4 protein-coding genes and 1 pseudogene are annotated in these 7,452 nt (G+C 51.6%); 1 reads left to right on the top strand and 4 read right to left on the bottom strand.

The features are described 5' to 3' along the window. Positions 1 to 235 precede the first annotated feature (235 nt). Positions 236 to 733, top strand: a complete 498-nt coding sequence (gene radC / locus BMY49_RS16405; protein WP_089676076.1) for a RadC family protein — start codon at positions 236 to 238, stop codon at positions 731 to 733. A gap of 105 nt (positions 734 to 838) precedes the next feature. Here radC and BMY49_RS16400 read toward each other — a convergent pair whose 3' ends face one another. The 4 genes and pseudogenes from BMY49_RS16400 to BMY49_RS16385 all read right to left on the bottom strand — a co-directional run. Further along, positions 839 to 2,539 carry a DUF262 domain-containing protein gene (locus BMY49_RS16400; RefSeq protein WP_089676075.1) on the bottom strand — a complete coding sequence of 567 codons (1,701 nt, stop codon included), beginning with the start codon at positions 2,537 to 2,539 and terminating at the stop codon, positions 839 to 841. A gap of 242 nt (positions 2,540 to 2,781) precedes the next feature. Beyond that, entirely contained in the window at positions 2,782 to 3,270 is a 489-nt protein-coding gene (locus BMY49_RS16395; RefSeq protein WP_089676074.1) for a PIN domain-containing protein, read from the bottom strand. Further along, positions 3,245 to 4,336 (bottom strand): helix-turn-helix domain-containing protein, encoded by a 1,092-nt coding sequence (locus BMY49_RS16390; protein ID WP_089676073.1) that lies wholly within the window; start codon positions 4,334 to 4,336, stop codon positions 3,245 to 3,247. Before BMY49_RS16390 ends, BMY49_RS16395 begins: the two co-directional genes overlap by 26 nt. A 564-nt stretch (positions 4,337 to 4,900) precedes the next feature. After that, a pseudogene (locus BMY49_RS16385) lies at positions 4,901 to 7,351 on the bottom strand (DEAD/DEAH box helicase); the annotation flags it as partial. Positions 7,352 to 7,452: the final 101 nt, after the last annotated feature.

Below are 7,452 nucleotides of genomic sequence, written 5' to 3'. Positions count from 1 at the left end.
CGTGCCTGGAAGTCAGCGGGAAATGGTCGAGGCCCTTGGTGGAACGCCGGAGCGTCGCACATGAATCAGGCCCTGCCACGGAAGTGGTTCGACCGTCTGGGTCTGATCTCGGTACTCGATACGGTAAGATGGCTTAGTCGTTCTTCATGAACCGCCGTGGTACGGAACCGTATGCCCGGTGGTGTGGGAGGGCGCCGGGGGTGACCCCGGCCCCTACCCGATTTTGGAGGCAACCATGACACACGCCAAACTGAAAGCCGGGGAAGTAGCAGGTACCTACCACGTTACCTCGCCCGTCACTGAAACCGATATCATCACCATGGCCAAGCGCTTCGCACGCCGCAAGCTCGCTAAAGGTCGCAAGATTACTCAGCCTTCGCAGGCGTTTGAGCATCTACAACTCCTGCTTCAGGACTATGAGCACGAGGTCTTCAGCGTGCTATTCCTTGATAGCCAGCACCGCGTTATCCGCTTCGAGGAAATGTTTCGCGGCACCATAGATGCAGCCAGCGTTTATCCACGCGAAGTGCTGAAAACCGCGCTGGCCTACAATGCCGCCGCTGTGATCCTTGTTCATAACCATCCCAGTGGTGATCCTGAGCCTAGTGATGCAGATCGGCGCATTACTGAGCAGCTTAAGGAAATGCTGGAACTAGTCGAAATTCGGGTTATCGATCACATCGTAGTCGGTGGCGATCAGACTGTGTCGTTGGCGGAACGTGGAGACTTGTAGGTATAAGTGCCTGATCCTGTTAAAAAGCCGGTACTGCCTTTAAAGGCAGCACCGGCATACAAGCGAAATCTTATTTTTTTGGATTGTGAAGCTAGCTATGGTCTTTCAGGGTACCAGATCCCCCCAGTAAAGCTCGGCCCATTCGATCAGCTTTTGCTCACGCTCTTCTATTTGTTCCAGCGTCCACTCGCTGTATTTGTCAGCCAACTCGCGGGTGATAGCTAGGCCAGTTTGAGCATATTCCACCTGTTTTTCGCCATAAGGTTTGCGTCCTACACGGCTATTCACTGCCGGTGGTATTACTACCAAGTTACCGAGCCAATGTTGAATGCCCTGCTGTGCAGTAGTGGCTTGGTCGTAAAGATCCTGCCACGCAGAGCCCTGCACCGGGTTCTGGGGCAAGATATGTTCTATGGAGCGCACAGCGCTGTCACTCCAGATCTTGTCCCAAGCAACGGCGCTCGGCTTATAGCCATGTTTAGCTTCTAACCACCGCTCGCGGGCGTAGAAGAAATAGCGTAACTCCTCTTCCCATCCTTCGTAGCAATTGGCTTGTCGCAATTCGGTAACGGCTTTAGCGGCACTAAATTCACCGCTGCCCAAATCAATTAATGCCTGCATGGCATCCTTGTAAGCTGCCGCATTGCCTTCAGAAGCATATATCTGACAGGCCAGGCGTACGTAGTCGCCCACACGGGTTCGTGAGTCACGACCGCACATGCCATAGATTCTGAAGCTGACGTGTTCCCACTGAGTCAAGAGACGCTCGCGATGGGTTCCTTCGAAGCGAAGTGTTATCGCCACCGCCAGTAGGCGAGCATGAGCTATCTTAGTGACTGCGGCCTTCTGCTGGTCATGTAGCAGGCTATCCAACGCCCTAGCCACTTTCTGCAAGAATCGCGAGAGAGCTAATGTCTCTATTGGACGGTTTGCCGCTCGCTTACGGAATGTATCCAGTGCATCGCTGTTGGAGAGAGTGCGACTGGTATGGTCATGCGTGATTAGGGTAGCAGCAAAACGTAGAGATTCTGAACTCAGTCCCTGACGCAGGCCGATACACTCGTAGATACGCTGCCAAATATCGTGGAGTTCCTGAACCATTTCCTGCTGATTGGCTGCGTGCTCAAAAGCGATACCCATTAATACCGCCTTGCAGCGGTCTAGCCAGGCTACTTCTAGCCCTCGAGTGTTGAGGACTTCGAAAACTGTATAGACCAGTTTCTCGTCATGGAGCTGGTAGTAGACGAAGCGCAGCCTGTTTTTGATGAGGGCGAGGAGCTCTAGCAGCGTCGCGCCTGTCGTGGCTGGCCAGCTGGCCACGAAGGATTCCACTTCGGCAATCGCCTCAATGATGTTTCGCTCAGCGAGGGTATCAGCGGTCTCGACCTCAGGCCGCTTTCCGTAGCGCACGTAGTTAATGAAATGATCGTTGTAGTCGTGGTTGGTCTGCAGCAGCACCAAGGTGTGGGCGTCATCTTTGACTAGCAGCTTTTCCAGTGTAGGCTCAGAGAGTTGTCGTGAGATCGCCCGCAATAGTAAAACCAGCGTAGTAAGGCGCTGCTGTCCATCGACAATGTCGATTTGCTGATATTCATCAGAACCCAGCAGATAAGGCCCATTATCAACTCCCACCACCGTTGCCATAAAGTGGAACTCTTGGCGCTTCTGGTACAGGGTACGCAGGTCGTTGAAGAGGTCACGCCGATGCTCAGTCTGCCAGCTGTAGGGGCGCTGGTAGGGCGGAATACGGAACAGCCTGCTATGCAACAAGTCGTTGAGCTTGAGGTTCTGTGGGTCCATGTACATTAGATATCCTCGTTGGGAGAAACAGCCACATAGCAACAATAGTGCAATTGGATTGCCACTATGAGATGTCTGTTAGGTGTCGGCATCCTTGGCATAGTTAGGACAAAGTGTTGCCCTGCCTTTTTTTATTAAAGGCACTCTCGTTCATATCAAAATTTTTTGCCTAAATTCTTGGCTAACGAAAGGGGGTGGCTCATTTAGGGAGAGAGGGGGGCTATAAGGCTTGATCTTGAGCACCATATTTACCGCCATCGGCCTAGTCGTTGATGGCAATCGTATTCCGGTAGCCTGGCACCCGCTTTTAGCATCGATTCCAAAGCGTCGGCCAGTTGGCTTGGCGAAAGAAGGGCATGAGCCTCCAGCTCATCTAATATCCAAAGTACACCACGAATCTCCAACTGGCTTTGTTGCCCTGATTTCCTGAGCGCTCCGTCATTGGTTAGCAGCGTCCAGCCTCTTTCCTTGGCTAGAAAGTAGCACGACACATCCGCTAGTGAGGAATTGCCCAATGTTTGGCGTAGCGTAAAAAGTGTCGCCACCTCATCGCCGTTGAATGCTTCAACCGCAAGTCCCAAGCCTGTCAGTTCCTTACCAGGGGGCTTTTTCAGCTCTCGCCACACAAAGTCGGTGGTTACGAAATGGTGAGGTAGAGAAAACACGGTTTCAAGCAGGCCACTGCGGTGTAGATCGATCCAGATATTGGTATCAGATACAAGAATTTTCGCGGGCATGCTCACCGTCACCTGCCTGTCCGTTTGCCATGATCTCCTCGATCTCACCGAGGCTTGTACTAAGCAACTCCGCTGCTCTTGAAGGAGTGACCAGCCCTTCTGCTAGTGCCCTGTAAACCAACTGCTTCAGGCGATAGGATTTTTCAGGGTCTAGCCGACCAGGCTCATTTTTTTTGAACCCCTGCATCGACCATAAGCGAAAAGTATTCTGATAGAAGTTCGAGTTAACGATATCCAGGTCATATAACCGGCGCAAAGTGGCTTGAATAGAAATCCCCCATTCCTCCTTGGCCAACAGAAATTCCTGGAACAGTACACGCTTGCGGTGCTCACCAAAGGTGATGCGTACTTGGCTAGCAGGGAACAGAAACGCCCCGGCAAAGCGGTGGCACCAGTTTTCTTCATCACGAGTGCCATGAAGCTCCTCAGGCAGTGACATCACCAAATGTCCTAGCTCATGGGCGAGGTTAAAACGCTGGCGTTCACCAGGACGCTCGGTGTTACTGACGATAACAGCATCCGCGCCATTATTGACGAGAGCGCACAGCCCATCGAATTTCTCGTGGGCTTGAAGGCTCACTACCTTGATGCCTTTTTCTTCCAGAATTTCAGTCAGGTTGGCTATAGGGTTTACCCCTAGCTGCCAATCTTCACGCAGTTTATTTGCCGCCTGTTCAACCTCATCAACATTGGACACAGGAAAACGCTGATGCCATTTGGCAAATTCACCAATTAATTGGTCGGTTTGAAACAGGCTCTCTGCCGCTAAATAGCGTTCTAGGTGCTCACGCACTTGCTCTTTTACGGCTTCTTGTTGGCGTTTTCCGAAGGCGGAGTGCTTACGGAAGTCTACTTTACCCAGCTCTACTGAGTCTGAGCGGAAAAAATACTCAGGGTTAACCCCAAGCGCGTCCGCCAGTTGGATCAAGCGAGTCGAATTGGGCGCGTCCTTGCCCTGTTCATATTTCGACAGAGCCTGCTTGGTTATGTCTCCCAGCAGATCGGCTAACTGCTGCAAGGTCATATTCTTAAGGACACGCGCACGATGTATACGATCATGCAGCATGACTTTCTACCTTATTGTAAGGTGGGTTAAGTTGACAATATGGTGATTGGGTTGACACCTGTCAACCTGATATGTAGATTTAGACACAGGAGCACTACATGTAGTGGTTTCTTTCTTAAAAAACTACTACGAGGGAATCAAGGAAGATGAGATGAAGGGAGGATTCCCAGCCAAGGTTGCCGCCTTGGCTGGGAGGACGCAAAAGAGCAGGACTTAGCATGGCGGCCCTGTTCTCTTGGCGAGTTGCCATATTCGATAGCATGGCGAAGGTTAATCTTTGCCTGGCCAAAGGTCAACGCCGCGAAGTTTTTAAGGCCGTGATAGTAGATGGAGGTGATCCATGGGCGTTATTCATGACGACTACGAGATCATTTATCGGCCTTACATCCGTAAGAACGGGAAGATTATTCGGCCTAAAAACGGCAAGGTATTCCCGATCAAGGTTCGTAAGAAGAAGTAAGCGATATGGAGGGGGCAATCCCCTCCATTTTGCCGTTTGCAAGATTCCTGGTTTTTCTGCACCGCAGAGGCATCTACGAGAACGGGTTTTGCGCTAAGGGTTGGTTATTTCCCTAATACTTCATCAATTGCCACGCGTACTTCTTTCGGATCTCCTTTCTCAATAGTGGCCATCAAAAAGACAGCCTTACCATCGGAAGCCTTTGCCCATTGCTGGCCGATGAGATTCTTCTCGCGTGAATCGCGGCTTTCCTCGGGTGTGCGATCCTTGCCTTTGTATTCCACGACAAGCAGACGGCCATCATCGAGCAGGGCGACAAAGTCTGGGTAGAATTTATCGGTAGAGGTCGGCAGCGAGAACGAATTTGGGTGCTTGCTGACGTTACGCGTCCAGTATTTTACCCTCGGGTGCGAATCGATCATGAAGGCACACTGTTCTTCCTCGCCATTGACCTTTTTGGAATCAAAGACGGGCAGAGCGTCAGGCCCCATGAAGTGCTTTTTGAACCGATAGGTGCCGCGATATTTCGGAACGCCCGCATACATCTCATCGAAAAAGGTAAAGCCTTGATCGAAGGAGACCTCAATATGGGCGTCTGGCCCAAATAGGTTGGCTTGGTAGACTTTCTCACGCTCTGCTTGGCGGAAGCCCTGAATTTTTTCAGACAGCTTGCGAGCGAGAATAAATTTGCAGCGCATCAGCTGCGATAAACTCAGCTCTCGATCACGTGTTAGATAGGTCACGACGTCACTTAGCCAGGCCAGTAATTCAGCTTGGCTAAGCCACGGTGTACGTATTTTGCGATCTAGCCATTGCACGAGGCTGTTTGGCGTCCAGTCGTCTACTTCAACGTTCATGGTGAGCTGCTCAGCAGCATAGCCAGAGCCAATGGTCACGCGATTGCCGTCCAAATCAATTTCAAATGTGTTCGTGGTATCCACGATACTGAATTCGGACGCTTCCAAGCGAGCAGGGTGGTCGGCAAGCGACCACTCATGTTGCTCCATGAGAATTTCGGGGTCTCCAAATACTAGCTCTCCTTGCACGTAGGCCATTAAGCGAGGCAGCGTGAAGGTTTCTCCCTTCTGTGAAGGTGGTATCTCGTGCTGGTATTTAGCGTGGTGCTCGTTGATTTTTTGCTGAAGCTGCGGCTTAAGCGATTCAGGGGCATAGCTGATCAATGTGTCGGCTTCTTCGGGCTTGAGGAAGCCTTTTACTTCCACATGGCTCTTGCCGCTCTCATCAAAAGTCACTTGTACTTTCGACGGCACCGCCGTGTTCATTTTGCTGGCTTCTTCCTGGCTGGCCTGAATGGCAACTTTCATCGTCGGAGTGGGCCGAGGCTGTCGTCCAAACAACCCATCATCAAGGCCGAGCTGTTCAGCTTCGATATTGTCCTCTGCCTCGCTCTCTTCAAAGCCCATATCAATGAGCTTATCGCGCAGGCTGTGGGCGGCATCCATAAAGCGTTTTGAAACCAGCTTAGCGTAGGATTTATTCAGCGCTTTTTCTTTACGTTTATGGGCGTAAGGCATGCGAAGCACGCGGCCCAAGAGCTGCTCAGCGTCGGTGGAGCTGCGAATATTAGCCACCGAGCAGAAAACATAGGCGAAAGAGCAGTCCCAGCCTTCTTTGAGCGCTTCGATCGTGATGACGTACTCAATAGGGCAATCGGGCTTGAATAGGTTGATGCCGTCTAATTCACGTTGCGCGCCAGTGGCCACGGCGATTTTATTTGGATCAATATTCTCATTGTCGATCAGGTGCTGCTTCAGCACCTCCACGGTGACTTCTTCGCCTTTTTTTTGTGCCTGAAAGAGTACGATAGGGCGAATATAAGCGTCTCGGTCGCGTTCAGCATGCTCTTGTAGCTCGGCACGCTTCAAAATGGCCGAGTTAACCGCTCCTTGCCATGTCTCTGCTTCGTCCAGCACCACAGGCATCTTGATCATCTCTTCATCTTTCAGCTCCTGGGCGGTCACTGAATGAAGCAGATTGTTGAACCCCTTGGGCGTGGCGGTGAATTCGATGAGCGCGGTCGGATTAATCCGTTCATAAACTTCTTGGCTGAGCTTGGAGCCAGCCTTATGGGCTTCATCCATGATCACCAATGGCTGGTGCAGGTGCATCAGGTTAGCGAAGCTGAATTTAATATTGCCCTTTTCAGTGCGCTCCAGCTCTGGCGTTTGAGGAGAAACCGCAGAGAAGTGTGGCTCCATTTCCTCGTTATGCGCATAGACTTTGCGCCCATCGGTATTGCTTACGCGCAGCGTTTGTACCGTGCCGACGACCACGCAGAGGTTAGATCGTAGGTCATGCGGTTTGATGTGAGTAAAATCGCCAATATCAAAGATTCGCACGCGCCCACCAAACGCCTCGTCCAGTGCTTTGCGGTAGGGATGCCGAGGGTTCTTGAGTGCTTCAGCCGTTTGCGTACGAATGGTGTTGGTGGGAACAAGCCACAGCACTAAGGGGAAGTCCTTTTCTACCCAAGCATCTTTGGCCACCGCAATTGAGTGAGCAGCGAGAATTGTCTTACCGCCGCCGGTGGGTAGGCGTAGGCAAACATAAGTAAGCGTTCATTCCACGACGTAGTTGACCTACTTCACGTCACGCAGAGGCCTTAATAACTCCGGCGAGACCTTGTACTGTTTGG

Origin of the sequence: Vreelandella aquamarina (assembly GCF_900110265.1) — a bacterium.
GTDB lineage: Bacteria > Pseudomonadota > Gammaproteobacteria > Pseudomonadales > Halomonadaceae > Vreelandella > Vreelandella aquamarina.
Note: the sequence above shows the minus strand (reverse complement) of the source record. Positions and strands in the feature narration are given on the sequence as shown.